This window comes from Paenibacillus anaericanus (assembly GCF_003994475.1).
Lineage (GTDB): Bacteria > Bacillota > Bacilli > Paenibacillales > Paenibacillaceae > Fontibacillus > Fontibacillus anaericanus.
Map to the genome: position 1 here is coordinate 152,377 of NZ_RZNY01000002.1, position 14,499 is coordinate 166,875.

A 14,499-nucleotide genomic window follows, 5' to 3' on the forward strand; every position below is an offset into this window, starting at 1 on the left:
CCCACCTTACTTCCTATGAAATGTGATCTTATTTAATCGCCCTACATCACTGTAAAGTAAAGAGACCTTATATTCAGCGTCTAAGTCGAGAATGGAAGGATCCCGAATGATAGGTGGAGCTACCAAGTTATCTTCCTCCCTATTCTCAACCTCCAGCAACCTACCATCCACCTCAACCACGGCTCCAAGTGCATGAAAGCTGCGCAAGCTAAACAAGATTTGAAGTCCAGAATATTTCTCGGGAACTATCTCTTCACTTCCGGTTACTACACTCCGCTTCTGAATTTGCGTAAACTGTACTAATCCATCTATAACAGCACCTTGTATAGAGATACTGTAAGTCGTGTACAGCAATGCACCAATACAGAACGACACTGAGCAGAGGAGCCACAACATACTCTTAATATTATTGAACATATCAGCAAATGCTCTCTAAGATTCTAATTTGAAGCGACGGTAGTTTGTGTGAAGATCAGCCCGCGCACTACATTAGAATTATCTTTAATCACTTGCGCTTTGAACTTACCGCTGGGATTTACATATTCTTTCAACTTTTCGTTCCATGCATTATTCGTGTTACCGATCTTTGCACCCACTACCGAACCATAATCTTCTGAGGCATCCTGAGTACCGACACTCAGTGTATATCCATACCATTGTCCATCACTGTTCTTGCCCGTTTTTACTTGAATGCCAAACTGATCCCGATCCTTGAATTTACGAAGCGCATTCGTAACCTGAGAACCACTAATCGTCGTATCTTCGTATACAGTAAACGAGGCTTGAGACAACTCAGTCTGGATATCGGAAAAATTATTCTGTGCCGTCTTGGTCGCTTCCTGTGCAGATACGAACAAAATGACAACAATCGTAATCAAAGCAATTGTTAGAAAAATACCGGCCGCTACTTTAAGTGCAGATGATGCATTATTCATAATAAAATACCTCCTGGTTTTATAATTTTTGAATTTGTTGAAAATAAAGGTCCATCTGTTGAAAGCTCATCCATATGAGCGGTATAACTAAATAAGCAAATATTAGAGCATACATTGGTGTAAAACCAATCATCCTTCCAAGTCCGGCTTTGGTGTCCAATGATTTCTCATAATCAAGTCTTCGCTGCTCGAAATGATAGGCCATATCACTATCCAAATCATCAAAAGCTCTCACAATCGTAATCTTCTCCACAGCCAAGAGTAGCTTATCCGCCAGACGCTGGAATTCCTCTAGCTTAACCTCTTCCTTCATCTGCTGAAGTGCAGTCTCGGCACCATGTCCGTAATGAAGTAAGCATTTCTGGATCGGTATTTTAAAAATAACTGCATAAGTGTGTAGCCACTCCAGAATCTCCTCGACAGAAATACGTTCCAATTCCTTTAAAATGGCGATCATTGTCCCGAATTGGTATACTTCATGCCTCATATCCATCAGAATCATTTTTCTGCGGAACCAGAGCATTCCATAAGGAAGGTGGTACCCAAGACACCCGGCAAACAGCGAGAGAACCACTTCCCACCACTTCAAATACTCACCGTTCCAACGATCTAATTTATCTAGAATTCGCAGCACAACTAGGGTCACTTGTTCGTGGCTTGGCTTGCTTCCGTCAGCTATCATGGCCTCAGATGTCAAATCAGCTACTGTTTCAAAGGTTGCTGTGTCCGACATACCTGCCCCCTTCATCACCTCGGCATCTAAATCTGTGGCTTGTCTAGCCTTCTTCATCTCTTCAACAGACATCTTACCGAAAAAAACATACCCGGAAGGAGCTTCCTTCATGATCCCATTCTGACTCATCCGATGCAGCGTAACAGCAGAACCAAGTGTAAATAACATACAGATCATAAAGAGCACGATCCGCCTAACTTGGAGCCATTCAATCCGAAGATGATGGTTGGTATCTTTGATTAATTGAGATAACCGGTAATATGAACCAGATGAGACCGGTGGGCTAAACCACCTTACAAGTGTTCTTACCCAATGCCACCGATACACCAGTGACTCCCAAGGTGCTCGGTCCTCGCCCGCGCGGTATGCGGTTTCTTCCTCACTCTTTAGCTTCTGAAGTAACACGTATGAAATCAAGATAATCAGTAGCAGAAATATTTTGATGATCATACCCACTTTGCTGAGATAGAATTGATCCATCAGTGGAAAATTACCACGCGCCCACATTTCAATAGGTTTCGTGAAAAAGACGGGAACCAGCGCTATGATATGAAGCCCCTTGAGCAAATAATCCAATTTGTTTCGCTTGATTAAATCCAATTGAACTTCACCTGTTAGGGTGGAAATTCCCTGTAAATACAATGAACCATGATTTCGCTTGCGATCGCCAAACTCCATAATCAGACGTGATATGCCTGCGAAGGCTTTGAGGAAACGGTTCGGCGCTGTTTCATAATATTTCTCAAGCGCTTCATCTGGAGAAGCAGCACTCAAAGCTTCGTAGATTTTATTAGCATGTAGCCCAACTTCCTGCCCTACCGCCTCTCCCGCCTCATCAATCGCATCAGTCACCATACCGTGACGATGATACGAATGACGGACAGCAGCAAAAAACTCTAACATTTCCTCAAGTAGCTTCTTTTCCATTCGGTTAACATAACCATCCAATAGCAAGCCTTGAATTACGACTGCAGCTAATAGTAACGTGAGAAAAAATAGGATAGTAGGATTAAACATCACCAGAACGACAATGCCGCCGCCCAATGTACTAAGCAGCGCATACACGATTTGCATGGTCCGCTGTCTTAATTCAAATTCATCATACATATGCATGACAGCTAACCGCCTCCGCACTTTCAATACGTAATAACGAAGCGGCAAAAGCTTCATAAAAACGGCATATGATCTCATCAGGAATGCTAAACATACTCCCTGAAGAAATTGAATGTGCGACTGCGATTGACCTTCTTCTAAGGAATCCTCCCGCCGTCTCCCTAGTTCACGACCGACTCCATACAAAAGAGCGAAGCATAATAAGGACAGACCTAACACCCATAAAAGGACCGACTTAAGCTCCAATGTATTCCCTCCAATAAGCTTGTAAAAACTTATCAAAACGCTCGGCATCTTCCGGAACCATCTCTCGTGTCATCTCTTCCCGGCAACGATCAGATATCGGCTGAACAGTCACATAAGCTCCATTCTTATATTCAATAATGACACGTTCCTCATACCCTCGAATGGCTGAGTGACCGGAGCAATTTACATTAATTGCTTGTGTCTCTTCTCCCCACGTGCCTTCCTTTCGAGAACACTCTGTTATCCGCTCAATATAACGTTGCCCTGAAATATCCCTTCGTAAATGGACATCAAAATCAATCACGCTCGCTACTTGTAATTCGGCGATCCGTTCGTCTCGGAACATCCCTGTTTTGAGTAACGAATTACGTAGAGACTCCATCAAATCGCGGAATGTTTTAGCATGATGAGTGAACAGTGTGAACAAGCTGGCGACCTGCGCCATTTGTACCATCCATGATGCCACTTCATCCGTAGATACCTCGCCTAGAATGTTGACCGTACCATCCGTTTTCTTTTGCAAATCAAGTCCAGCTTGTCCCGTCACATATTCTGTTTCTCGAAAACTTAGGATATTCCGGGAACTGTACATTTTCCGCAAATTCAATTCGAATGACATCTCCTGAACACGAAGTGTGTAGGAAGCATAGATATGTTTGATCATTGCCATCAGTAGCGTTGTTTTACCTGAACCTTGTGATCCTGTAATTGAAGTAATCCGGCTTCCTTTCATCAGATATTTCAACAAGTTAATTGGTAGTTGGGCATTTTCACCTTGGATGAGTTGCTCCAGAACAGCGCCCTTCACATCAAACTTTCTCACAAAAAATGCCCAAGACTCGGAAAAAGGCGGCCTTACGACAACTACCCGCGAACCATCCTTCATTTCGTTAACTTTATAACCATTGGCCTCAGACAATTGCCCGGGTAAGTTAAATTTATATATATTCTGACAGACACGTTTCAACTCAAATGGACTACCGAAGGAGAGAAAAGAGAGTCGTACACTCTTCCCTTTATAAAAAATCCAAACACTGTCGCACGCACGCGAGTATACTTTTCCATCTTCATCTAATGGAGGATCTCCTAGGCTAAAATCTCCCTGCTTCTCTAGCCAACCTGCACCAGTATCGGAAACTCCACTCACCCCTCCACTTACACCATCAATCCTCTGTTCTCGAATTTCATCCACAACAGAAAAACCCTTATACTCCTGATAGATGCGTTGGACGACGATATCCAGTTTCTCCACAAAAGAAAGCGGTCGATATTCCATATAGAAGATATGGTCAATATCTCCTTCGTCGATGTCATAAGTGTAAGTACCATCCTCATCTATTGAGGACTTTGGAGTATCCAGTTCGTACGTCTCGATCAATGTCGGGAGCGCCTCTTCACCATGTTTTAAAATGAAAATGTACAGGATGATATCGAAGCGATCTTGAACCGTCAACTTATCAGGGTCATGAAACGGCAGGATCTTGTCGATATTCTCTTCGTTCACGTCATACCCATTCAGCAACAAATCACGGATGTAAGATTTCACATATTGCTTATCGTTCTTGTCACCAAACGAACACCCTCTTAATGCTTGTCTTAGTTCAGTTCGAGTTTTCGTTCTTCGCTCCCATAATTGCTCACTCATTCCCCAATCATTAGTGCCTAAGCGGCTTAACTCATATAAACTTTGTTTCACATAACTTATCAATGCAGGAAAGGAATAGCGATCTGCGAAATTCTTAATCTTGGTCTGCGTTCCAACAGACGACCTTGCTCTCATCCAGAGATAGATCAAGCAGATGAATATAATCAATATGATTCCAAATAGATTGCTGTAGGACTTCAATCTTCAAGCCCCCTTCACTTTCCGGTCAGGCCAAGCATTGCTTCCAGTCAATTGCAGAATATTGCGACTGAGTTCGTAATAACTGGAGACCAGCTCTTGTTTCTCAGGCCCTCTTCGGGTCAGTAGTCGATATCTCCTGAAGTAGGATAGAATATCTCGCGCGTTCCATGCATCTATAAACCCCGTATGATACGGAATTCCAAACAAAGGGACCTTGCAACCATAGCGGCGTTTGATATTTTGTATAGTCCACCTGGAAGTTGAATCGTAGTGACAGATCACTAAGGAAAAAGGGATTCCAGCAAATGCCGGGGTCTCTATCTGCTCTGCGAAGAATTGATCCAATTGAGTACGACTTTGGCTCAAGGCCGCAACCAAACCATCGTATTTCAAGAAATAATCATTCTGCTGAGGGCCTCGTTCACCCGTTGATTGCAACAGTACAAAATCGTAGTATTTATCTGCAACCTGAAGAATTTCTTCTATTTCACGCTTAGGTTCTACTACCGCAGACGTACCTCCTAGCCTTAGCTTACATCCCGCTACCAAATCAAGTTTGCCTCGTAAAAGCGAAAGTGTGTAATCTGAGATATTATCTGTTGTAAGCCGCTTACTCGCAGCTAAACGCAATAACGCATCCATTCCGTACTCCTCCAGTAATGGAGAATAATCATTCCTATTGGCTCCAGTCGGAAAACCTTCCTCGAATCCCGTTCCGAATTGGCCTTCGTTTGCTAGTAGCAATCTCTGATTGAATTGAAGCGCTAGAGTTATTGCCGTCGAAGCAGCTATTTGAGAGGAGTATCCATGACCGGAATCCCAGAACAAAATTCTACTCATGCTTCTCTCCTCTTCGCCTGACGAAATGCCCTTCTCGCATCCGTTATTCGCAAGCCTACTAGTTGTTGCAATAAGGTGACCAAGGCTCGTTGGTATGAACGCGATATTCGATTCATCCGTAATAAGTTTGAATGTTCATTTTCTAGTTGTATGGCCATATTATTCTCGTTCCATGGTATCCATATAGGATCTTCATTCCAGACAATGGGTAAGTCCTCCATGAAGCCCATAATATATTCCTCATTTAAGTTACTTTCCACAGTCCGAATGTATAATGGCCGCACTTTCATCCCCTGAAGTTCTGGCCATTTAAGAAACAATCTTCGAAACCATTCGCTACTTCGCTCTACTTCATAGCGATCGAATGAAGTGACCCATAGGATCTCATCCGCGGATAACCAAGGATCAATCGAGCTGAGCATCAGGGAATCCATGTCTAGCAGCATATAATCGTAAACTGCGGATTGTTTTCCAGCTTCCGTTACTTCTTCCTCCCACAGTTCAGTGCTAGAAAGGCCTGTCGTCACGTCAAAACCACAGAATTCAGTCAATTGTAAAGTGGGATCTAGGTTTCCAATCGAATAACTATACCTTCTGCCCTCAGTGGCATCTGTCAGGAGAACACGATACTTCGACACTGTCAGTAGTTTGCATAAATACAGCAGCAAATCTCGTTTATCACTTATACCCGCAAAAATCCAACGTTTCATTTAATCGTCACCTTTCATTTTGTTGATTCCCATTCGAAACTATCTTCAGAATCGGATCGAGGCAGTTTTGATGCAGCTGCTGCCTGTGCACCTGAGAATTCGGCAGCGTTCTGTGGCGATATAACTAATAGATCTTGTTCCAATCCGGCTCTTGCAGAAGCATTTAATGCCTGTTCAGCCCGATTCACAATATTTGGATCCTTCTTTATTAGCAACAATACCGCCTCATTTGCGGGGTAGGTAGGAATTGACTTACTCTGCAATTGTGGTTCTACGTAGGAGAGGGCATAAATAGAAGCCTTGTGCAAATACGCATCAACAACCGCGCTAGACAACGATAAAATTTCTGCCTCATTTAAAGTAACCGTTACTGTACCAGACACAAATCGCTCGATTCTCTTCTTGGATAACAAGATATAATCCTGACCCGTAGGAAATTGAATTCGTATGTCAACAGAATCATAAGGCTCCAGTGCACCAGGTAACTGAACAAAGCTCATCTCACGCCACCTCAAATCATCTGGCGTTGGCTCATCTTCAAACAACATCGTATCTGTTAGTAACGTTTGCGGACGAAGCTTAATTTTGGCGATTTTTCCGGTGATTAGATCTCGCGATTTCACCCAGTCCGACGGGATGCTATCAGCCGGTAGATCAATCGACTTTAGATCTTCGCTGCGTATAAGATGTCCGGCTGGTATTTCTCTTACCGGAGCCCATCCGGTAATTGTTTTGTGTACTGCTTCCTCCTGTAATTTCGCAATTTCTGCTTCATATTTAAGTTCGATTGAACTTCGAGTCTCTCTCACCTGGTTAGCGTGACGAACTGCATAACCGGCAAAGATCAATCCCATCACCGCTGCGCCGACCATCCCGGCATAGATGAGATGCTTGGTCCGTTGCCTGATTTTCGCCATTTAATGATTCCCCCTCCTTCTTTTACCTTTCAGTAGTAAACCCCAACGCCCAGAACTCACCGATTGTGGCAATAGATCGCTATAAAGTGACGATAATGCTATAACCATTTCTTCTCTCGGATCAAATGGATCCGGTTCCAAGGGTGCGCTATACACTCGTTGTATTCCCAATTTTCGTTTGAGTCGTTGCAGAATGGCTGGTGTAGCCATCGGAATACAACAAACTAAGTTCCGCTGTGGCACCTCTTCGGAGAATTCTATAAATTTCTCGAGGTCTTCTTGTCTCCACTCAGCACCTGAACCGATTACGACCTGAACATCAGCGCGAAAAAACTCTTCCATTAGGTCTTTTCTCCGGCTTGAGCCTAGGTCGCAAACGACGTAATTAAAATTACCTGCAAGTAGACTGATTAGTTCGGAACGAGAAGGTGCACGAACATACTGAACTCCTCCAAATCGAAAATTCCTGACTGTAGTTACCTTGGCAGACTCTTTCCCATTAATAATTCCAGAAATCCGCTGAAATGCAGTTGCCTTTAGATCCAACTCCGCAATAGCTACCCGATTTCCAGTACGCGCTATTGAATTGGCTAGTGCAATAGCCGTATGGGTTGTACCTACTCCTGAAGATGCTCCCGCTAAGGCGATCACATAACATCTAGCTCTATCCTCAATCTTTCGGGTATGGTTCGCTTTGATTCCATGATCTGACCGTAATTTACGTAGTTCATTTCCTACCTCAGCTGCAGTACTATATCGCTCTTCGGGATGAAACTGGAGCAGTCGATTGATCACAGGGAGCAGCGCCCCATACCCGTTATTCTGAAAATTACCGGTTGCTTCGATCGACCACTCACTATACTGGCAATCTGTCCCTAAATACATCAATACTGCGCCAAGTGAGTACAGATCAGAACGACCATCGCTTTGTCTTCCCCCGTATTGTTCAGGAGCAGCAAAACCAACTGTACCTAACTTCACCGTATCCTCCGGTTTGTTCTCCTTGTAGTTCCGGGCAATACCAAAATCAATAAACCGGATCTCCTGAGCCTCATCCACGAGTAAATTAGCGGGTTTCAAATCCCTATGAATAACGGGTGGATGATGGGTATGTAGGTAGTGAAGCCCTTCACATATTTGCAGACCAAAGATCAAGAGCGTATCTAGTGGCAATCTGCTACCCTGTTTGTTAAGAAATTGATCCAAGTGAACCCCTTGGATAAAATCCATCACCATATAGGAATATCCCGCTGAATCTAGATTAATAAAGTCAACGATTCGCGGCAGACGATGATGATTCAGCGAGATTAGAATGGATGCTTCTTCTTCCATTGTCATCCCAATACTAGCGTGAGCCACACTCTCCTTCACCGCCCATATTTTCCCCGTGAGTTTCAGGTCTGCAGCTAGGTATACCCGACTCATCCCTCCATCTCCAAGTACTCGCTGAATTTGGTACCTATCCGCCAGCACATCCCCTAGTCCAAGACGGGGTTCAAAATTCAACTGAAGCCCTCCTCTAAAGACAACAAAAAAGGGAAAGTCCCACGTCTCTGTCTTCCGGTAGTTAAACCGTAGACAGAGACATGGGATACTTTCCCTAAATGGCCTTTGTATAATTTTGGAATTAGTATATGGCAAGATCGTCCTAAAAGTAAAGCATTATTTTCTAATGTTAAATTCATATCATTAATATTTAATCATGTATAACGTAATCTCATCACGGTTATGAAAGAGTTGTTTTGCCCGTTGTACCTGCAGCCGTGATCCTTGGAAGATCTCGATAATCTCTTGGATTAGTGTCATCGGTTTCTTGTGAAGTAGCTTCACCGTAACGATGGCTGTTCCACCCGGAGCCAATGCATATAGCAGATCTATGACCAACTTGGCCGTTCCTTTCGGACTCCAACTCATATCACATACCAATAAATCAAATTGATTTTCCTTGAACTTAACGTTATCCGCATTCTTCCGTAAATAGGTCAAACGGGGTGAAGATAGTAGAGATCCATCCATCTTGGCCGGGTCTACAGCGGTTACTTTCAACCCTCTATCCAATAGAAAAGATGTCCATCCTCCAGGAGCTGCCCCAATGTCCAGAGCCTCACGGAATGAAGCAAACGGGATACCGAACGCTACCTCAGCCTCTAGCAACTTGAACTTCGCTCTAGAAAGCTGCCCTTCTTCCTTTTGGAAGCGGATAGCTCCGCCATTCCAATCGGAAATATTCTCGTCTGGAGTTGTAATTCCAGCATATAGTCGATCTTTGCCTGCAAAAACAGAAATGATGAATTCAGCTTCTCTCACAACGAATTCAGCACCCAGTTCAAGCAGTCTACTTTGAACAGATTCCTTAAGTTCAGCAGCAGTCCCATTCCACAAAGAGCCTTCCGATTTCCGTACTTGCAACGCAATTTTTGCCCCAGATAACCGGTCATCTCTGAGAATAAAGGCTTTAAGTCCCTCTTGCCAATCCCTTGTCTCGTCGTCATTCAAACTATACTCCCAGCCTACATGAAACATGTGACGAAGAAAGATAGGTTCGGTTCTACTCATTTGTTCACGAACCGCTTCAGCCGGATGTTGCAGTGTCACAGCAAAGACTTCTCCTGGGACGAGCATGCTACTTTTAACGGAACCAAATAATCTATGCAGTTCTTCTTGTGCATAGGGCGCAAATCCATGATTTGCCGTACATACATATTTAGAAGCTGCTCCGACTTCCTCAACTACTTCGTGATGATTTTCCTTACTCACCTTGCCGACCTCCAAACAAATTATCGCGCTGAGAAAAGTGTGGTGAATGCGTCGGGCAATCGGCGTGCTTCGGACTTACGGTCGTTGTTGCTGCGTGATTGTCTTTAATTAATAACCCCGAATAGGGTTACAATCACACAGCAAAGACGAACGCTACGCTCCTTCAGTTCCGAATCACACCTCTTGCCCTTATTCACCACACTTTTCTTTTTTTAAAAAAGTGCACTTGATCCCTTCGATAGGATCAAGTTAATTTAAGTGAACCTGCATTAAGCAGGTAAGCTTCTTTGCTATGCTTACTTAATCCACTAGCTCTGCTTGCTACTTGTTAACTTTATTACCCGAGGTTTTCTTGGCCGCGTGGGCGATTTCATCTAGGCGTTCGAATGGAATCGGTCCATTATGCAGTACTACGTGCTCAGGTTTGTTTTGATATAGTATTTCGTACATCGCTTTCATGCCGTATATGCTTGAAGTATGCAAATATATCTCACGAGCATATAATCCCTCTTGGGCTATTGCAGTCGCCACTTCGGTTCCCGTCTTCTCCCCTGGACCCATGTCATGATCCAACGACAAAATATCAACCTCCATCACCCGCAGCAGCTCTATACATTCATCGACAGAACGCACCAAGGTGAATCCCTTTGGACATCGGCGCACATCATCCATATATACATGAATCAATATCAGTTCTTCCCTTCCCGCGGTTCCAGCTTAGGTCTCCACCCATCGCTTCACCCGTTGAATATCTTCACTATAAGTTCCGTCTTCTCCCGTTTCACTCTCCAAAATCATCGGCTTATCTTTAACTTTCTCCATTTGCAGGAATTGACGGAATCCAGATTCCCCGATATACCCTTGACCTACTCGTGCGTGCCGGTCTTTACGGGAATGAACCGGATACTTGGAGTCATTTAAATGAATCGATACCAAGCCATCCCAGAATCCTAGACTTTCAGCCTTTAACATAAATTGGTCGTCTAGCTCCCCCATCCACATTCCAGCAGCAAAGGCGTGGCACGTATCAAGGCAATAACCAATTTGCTCAGGAGATTGACATAAGCTGCGAATTTGAACCAGTTCTTCCATTGTCATTCCCATATCCCCGTGATCTCCAGCTTGATTCTCGATCAACAGTTTGGCTGCACCCTGCCAGCCTAAGAGCACTTCATTTATACATTGTATAATATTTTGATATCCTTGTAAGGGGTTTATTTCCTTATATGTGCCAAAATGAACAACAATTCCCAACGATCCACAAGCTTCAGCAATTTCTAAATCATTACGTAACGAATTAATCGTTCGTTCATATTGTTCATGCTTTGATTGTTGTCCTACCGCCAAATTACTGGGGTAAGGAGTATGCGCAATCGAGAGGATGTCATGCTTTATGCACAACTCCCGGCACTTAAGTGCATCCTGTGGATCAAAGGTTTTCACCGTAAGACTTCTAGGATTCTTAGGAAAATATTGAAATGCCCCTTCCCCAAGTTGTAAAGCTAATTTAGCTGCCCCAAAGTAACCTGCTCGGATACTATGATGACCTCCGATTTTTAACTCAGCGGTCATGCTGACATCCCGGGCTATAAAATACCTTACGACCGTTCATTTCACCCTTGATGATCATATCACCACAACGAGGACAAGTTTCTCCTTCTCTATCGTAAACACGGCAAAGATCATTTGAACCACCGGTCAATGTGTCACCACTCATGAACGGCATTTCCATATACCCACCTGCTTCAGTAGCAAAGATTAATACTTCCCTCATAGCGTGGTATAGTCGGGATAGATCTTCTTCATTAAGATATTGAAGTTTAGCAGAAGGTTTTAGTCCAGCTGCAAAAGCGATTTCATCTGCATAGCAATTACCTATACCAGCAATAACGTCTTGATTCAAAAGTGCTGTCTTCAGACTTCCACGGCGTTTGCCAAAGATGGTATTAAATCTAGTCTCATTCATTCTACGATCTAAAGGCTCAGGACCCAAGTGTGACAAAATCTCTTCCACTTCCTTGGCGCTATGCAAATGCAAATGACCTAGTCTAAGTCCTATGAAATATAGCACCATATCCTGACCGAACCCAATTTCTATTTGTGTTGTCCGATCGGGACGATCCTCTCTAGAGCCTAAATACATCAATCCCCCCAGCATCAAATGCAGCATGAGACGACGACCATTATCAAGATGGAACAACAAGTATTTGCCACGGCGTTCCACAAATATAACTTGTCTTCTAGTCAATTCTGAACGAAATGTTTCCGTATCTTTGTTTATTGACTTCTCCCTGTTAACTACAACCTCAGTGATGGGGAGATCTAAAATATGTTTGGATAGTTGTATCCGGTAGTTTTCCATTTCCGGTAGTTCCGGCATGGCAATCATCCCTTTCATTGTGCATATTACTTACAGCCAAAGATCACTTTGATCCACATACTAGATCAAGAATTTCCGTAAGATCTTTACATATTACATCTGGTTTTACACCAGAGGAAGTCATAAAGTAATTAAGATTATCCTCCGTCGTCACACCAGTCAATGTCAGAATCGTACCACAACCAGCATGGATACCCGCCGTAATGTCGGTCAGCATATTATCACCGATAACCGCAGCTTGATCATGGCGCAGTCCCAAACGATCAATCGCATGTTTCATTAGGATACCCGATGGTTTCCCAATTACGATCGGCTTAACACCGGTTGCTGCCACGATCGCAGCAGATATCGTCCCTGCTCCTGGCATTAATCCATCATGCGAAGGGAGTAGCAAATCTGGATTTGTTAGCACGTAGCGAGCACCACCGGTAATCCATCGTGTCGCCTGCGTTAATTTCTCGTATGTAAAAGTACGATCAATCCCTTGAATTACAAAATCTGGATTATCCAAATCAAGCTTCAAACCCGCTGCTTTCAACGCTTCAAGTAAACCATGCTCACCGATCGGTGCTACCTTACAACCAGGCATCAATTCAGCAACATACTCCGCCGCCGCAACTGCGGATGTACACACGTCACGTTCATGCGCTGGAATACCCATATCCTCTAAATGTTTAGCAACATCCTCCTGCGTTCTGGACGAATTGTTAGTTACAAACAAGTATGGAATACCGCGGTCTTTCATCGTATTAATCAAAAGTTCTGCACCTGGTATTATACGGTTTCCATGGTATAAAGTTCCGTCCAGATCAATGAGGTAAGCTTCCCATGAACTCTTCAAATCGCTCTTCACCTCTTGAGGTATCTGTGTTTTAATTTCATTGTACATACATACACAAAGTATGCGCAAGTTTCTTCATTTCCTCATTCACAGCATAAATTTCTGTCTAAATAAGTGTTAATGAAGTTGACTAGCGTCGAACGACATCGAAAGTATTGGATAAGGATGTCATTTCCTGCGCTTTCCCGGAAAATAATCAGCCCTTATCCGGTTAATTACCTTACCTATCTACTGGATATAACACATGCTCAACCGCTAGTGTTGTGTCTTTAAAGATCGCTTCTGCCTCTTGCTGAATACGATCCATTTGCTCATTGTTCTTATATCGTGAGCTGAAGTGAGTGAGGAACAATTCCTTAACTCCTGCGTACTTGGCTGCTTCAGCGGCTTGCCTTGCAGTACTGTGATGGTAGGTATGAGCTATCCCAGCAAGTTCGTGTAGGAAGGTGGACTCATGAACCAACACATCCGCATCCTTCGCGAGCTCAAGTGCTGCTGGACAGGGTCTGGTATCTCCGAGAATGGTGACAATCCGACCCTTTTTGGACTTACCTAATACCTCAGCTGCGTGCACGGTCTTATCATTTGGTGCCTGAACGCTTTCGCCTCGTTTTAGCTTCCCATAAAGTGGACCTGGTGAAATACCATATTTCTTGAGTAAGGCTGTATCCAATTTCCCCGGTTGATCCTTCTCGATGATACGATATCCATAGCTTGGTATTCTATGATCCAGTAAAGCCGCCTCTACGCGAAAAGATTCATCTTCAAACACGGTACCTCCATCATGCTCTACAATGTCCATTTTATAGTTAATCCGTGATTCACTTAGTTCTAGAACTGTAGTGATATAACGTTTCAATCCTTGTGGACCGTATATAGTAAGTGGTGTATCCCCTCCTTGGTAAGCTCGGCTAGAAATCAGACCGGGCAGGCCAAAGAGATGGTCACCATGCAAATGTGTTATAAAAACATTCTCAAGCTTGCTGAGTTTAAGCGGTGAGCGTAGAATCTGATGTTGCGTCCCCTCTCCACAATCAAACAACCAAAAGGATCTTCTCTCATCAAGTAAACGTAGTGCGAGCGAGGTGACATTACGCTCTAGCGACGGTACTCCTGCATTGGTTCCCATGAAATATAAATCCATTTCTCATCCTCCTTCCTGCATTCGCTTTATCCTCACA

The 14,499-nt window shown here is 43.7% G+C and carries 14 protein-coding genes; all 14 read right to left on the bottom strand.

The window, feature by feature from the left end:
* Positions 1 to 6: 6 nt before the first annotated feature.
* The gene (locus tag EJP82_RS02990; RefSeq protein WP_127190542.1) at positions 7 to 417 is read right to left on the bottom strand and encodes a hypothetical protein; all 411 of its coding nucleotides are present in this window, start codon (positions 415 to 417) and stop codon (positions 7 to 9) included.
* A gap of 23 nt (positions 418 to 440) precedes the next feature.
* Positions 441 to 935 carry an ABC transporter permease gene (locus tag EJP82_RS02995; protein WP_127190543.1) on the bottom strand — a complete coding sequence of 165 codons (495 nt, stop codon included), beginning with the start codon at positions 933 to 935 and terminating at the stop codon, positions 441 to 443.
* 19 nt (positions 936 to 954) lie between these two features.
* Complete coding sequence (locus EJP82_RS03000; protein ID WP_127190544.1) at positions 955 to 3,027, bottom strand: hypothetical protein; 2,073 nt, start codon at positions 3,025 to 3,027, stop codon at positions 955 to 957.
* Positions 3,017 to 4,873 carry an ATPase, T2SS/T4P/T4SS family gene (locus EJP82_RS03005; RefSeq protein WP_425464313.1) on the bottom strand — a complete coding sequence of 619 codons (1,857 nt, stop codon included), beginning with the start codon at positions 4,871 to 4,873 and terminating at the stop codon, positions 3,017 to 3,019. The genes EJP82_RS03000 and EJP82_RS03005 overlap by 11 nt, the downstream gene beginning before the upstream one ends.
* A gap of 3 nt (positions 4,874 to 4,876) precedes the next feature.
* A complete protein-coding gene (locus tag EJP82_RS03010) occupies positions 4,877 to 5,713 on the bottom strand; it encodes a hypothetical protein (protein ID WP_127190545.1) in 837 nt (278 codons plus the stop codon).
* Positions 5,710 to 6,423 carry a hypothetical protein gene (locus EJP82_RS03015; protein WP_127190546.1) on the bottom strand — a complete coding sequence of 238 codons (714 nt, stop codon included), beginning with the start codon at positions 6,421 to 6,423 and terminating at the stop codon, positions 5,710 to 5,712. The genes EJP82_RS03010 and EJP82_RS03015 overlap by 4 nt, the downstream gene beginning before the upstream one ends.
* A 14-nt stretch (positions 6,424 to 6,437) precedes the next feature.
* Positions 6,438 to 7,340: an SAF domain-containing protein gene (locus EJP82_RS03020; RefSeq protein WP_127190547.1), complete on the bottom strand. Its 903-nt coding sequence runs from the start codon at positions 7,338 to 7,340 to the stop codon at positions 6,438 to 6,440.
* Complete coding sequence (locus EJP82_RS03025; protein ID WP_127190548.1) at positions 7,341 to 8,846, bottom strand: serine/threonine-protein kinase; 1,506 nt, start codon at positions 8,844 to 8,846, stop codon at positions 7,341 to 7,343. It abuts the gene before it with no gap.
* Positions 8,847 to 9,029: 183 nt separating this feature from the next.
* Positions 9,030 to 10,097: an SAM-dependent methyltransferase gene (locus EJP82_RS03030; protein ID WP_127190549.1), complete on the bottom strand. Its 1,068-nt coding sequence runs from the start codon at positions 10,095 to 10,097 to the stop codon at positions 9,030 to 9,032.
* A gap of 321 nt (positions 10,098 to 10,418) precedes the next feature.
* Positions 10,419 to 10,781 carry a cyclic-phosphate processing receiver domain-containing protein gene (locus tag EJP82_RS03035; RefSeq protein WP_170220125.1) on the bottom strand — a complete coding sequence of 121 codons (363 nt, stop codon included), beginning with the start codon at positions 10,779 to 10,781 and terminating at the stop codon, positions 10,419 to 10,421.
* A 33-nt stretch (positions 10,782 to 10,814) separates the two neighbouring features.
* Positions 10,815 to 11,669, bottom strand: a complete 855-nt coding sequence (locus EJP82_RS03040) for a deoxyribonuclease IV (RefSeq protein ID WP_127190551.1) — start codon at positions 11,667 to 11,669, stop codon at positions 10,815 to 10,817.
* Positions 11,659 to 12,477 carry an Fpg/Nei family DNA glycosylase gene (locus tag EJP82_RS03045; protein WP_127190552.1) on the bottom strand — a complete coding sequence of 273 codons (819 nt, stop codon included), beginning with the start codon at positions 12,475 to 12,477 and terminating at the stop codon, positions 11,659 to 11,661. The genes EJP82_RS03040 and EJP82_RS03045 overlap by 11 nt, the downstream gene beginning before the upstream one ends.
* 43 nt (positions 12,478 to 12,520) lie before the next feature.
* Positions 12,521 to 13,318: a TIGR01457 family HAD-type hydrolase gene (locus tag EJP82_RS03050; protein ID WP_246053957.1), complete on the bottom strand. Its 798-nt coding sequence runs from the start codon at positions 13,316 to 13,318 to the stop codon at positions 12,521 to 12,523.
* Positions 13,319 to 13,538: 220 nt separating this feature from the next.
* The gene (rnz, locus tag EJP82_RS03055; RefSeq protein ID WP_127190553.1) at positions 13,539 to 14,462 is read right to left on the bottom strand and encodes a ribonuclease Z; all 924 of its coding nucleotides are present in this window, start codon (positions 14,460 to 14,462) and stop codon (positions 13,539 to 13,541) included.
* Positions 14,463 to 14,499 lie beyond the last annotated feature (37 nt).

What these genes read in the sequence shown, in the direction of transcription:
- EJP82_RS02990 (WP_127190542.1), bottom strand. Translation starts at nt 417, where the DNA reads ATGTTCAATAATATTAAGAGTATGTTGTGGCTCCTCTGCTCAGTGTCG.
- EJP82_RS02995 (WP_127190543.1), bottom strand. Translation starts at nt 935, where the DNA reads ATGAATAATGCATCATCTGCACTTAAAGTAGCGGCCGGTATTTTTCTA.
- EJP82_RS03010 (WP_127190545.1), bottom strand. Translation starts at nt 5,713, where the DNA reads ATGAGTAGAATTTTGTTCTGGGATTCCGGTCATGGATACTCCTCTCAA.
- EJP82_RS03015 (WP_127190546.1), bottom strand. Translation starts at nt 6,423, where the DNA reads ATGAAACGTTGGATTTTTGCGGGTATAAGTGATAAACGAGATTTGCTG.
- EJP82_RS03020 (WP_127190547.1), bottom strand. Translation starts at nt 7,340, where the DNA reads ATGGCGAAAATCAGGCAACGGACCAAGCATCTCATCTATGCCGGGATG.
- EJP82_RS03040 (WP_127190551.1), bottom strand. Translation starts at nt 11,669, where the DNA reads ATGACCGCTGAGTTAAAAATCGGAGGTCATCATAGTATCCGAGCAGGT.
- EJP82_RS03045 (WP_127190552.1), bottom strand. Translation starts at nt 12,477, where the DNA reads ATGCCGGAACTACCGGAAATGGAAAACTACCGGATACAACTATCCAAA.
- rnz (WP_127190553.1), bottom strand. Translation starts at nt 14,462, where the DNA reads ATGGATTTATATTTCATGGGAACCAATGCAGGAGTACCGTCGCTAGAG.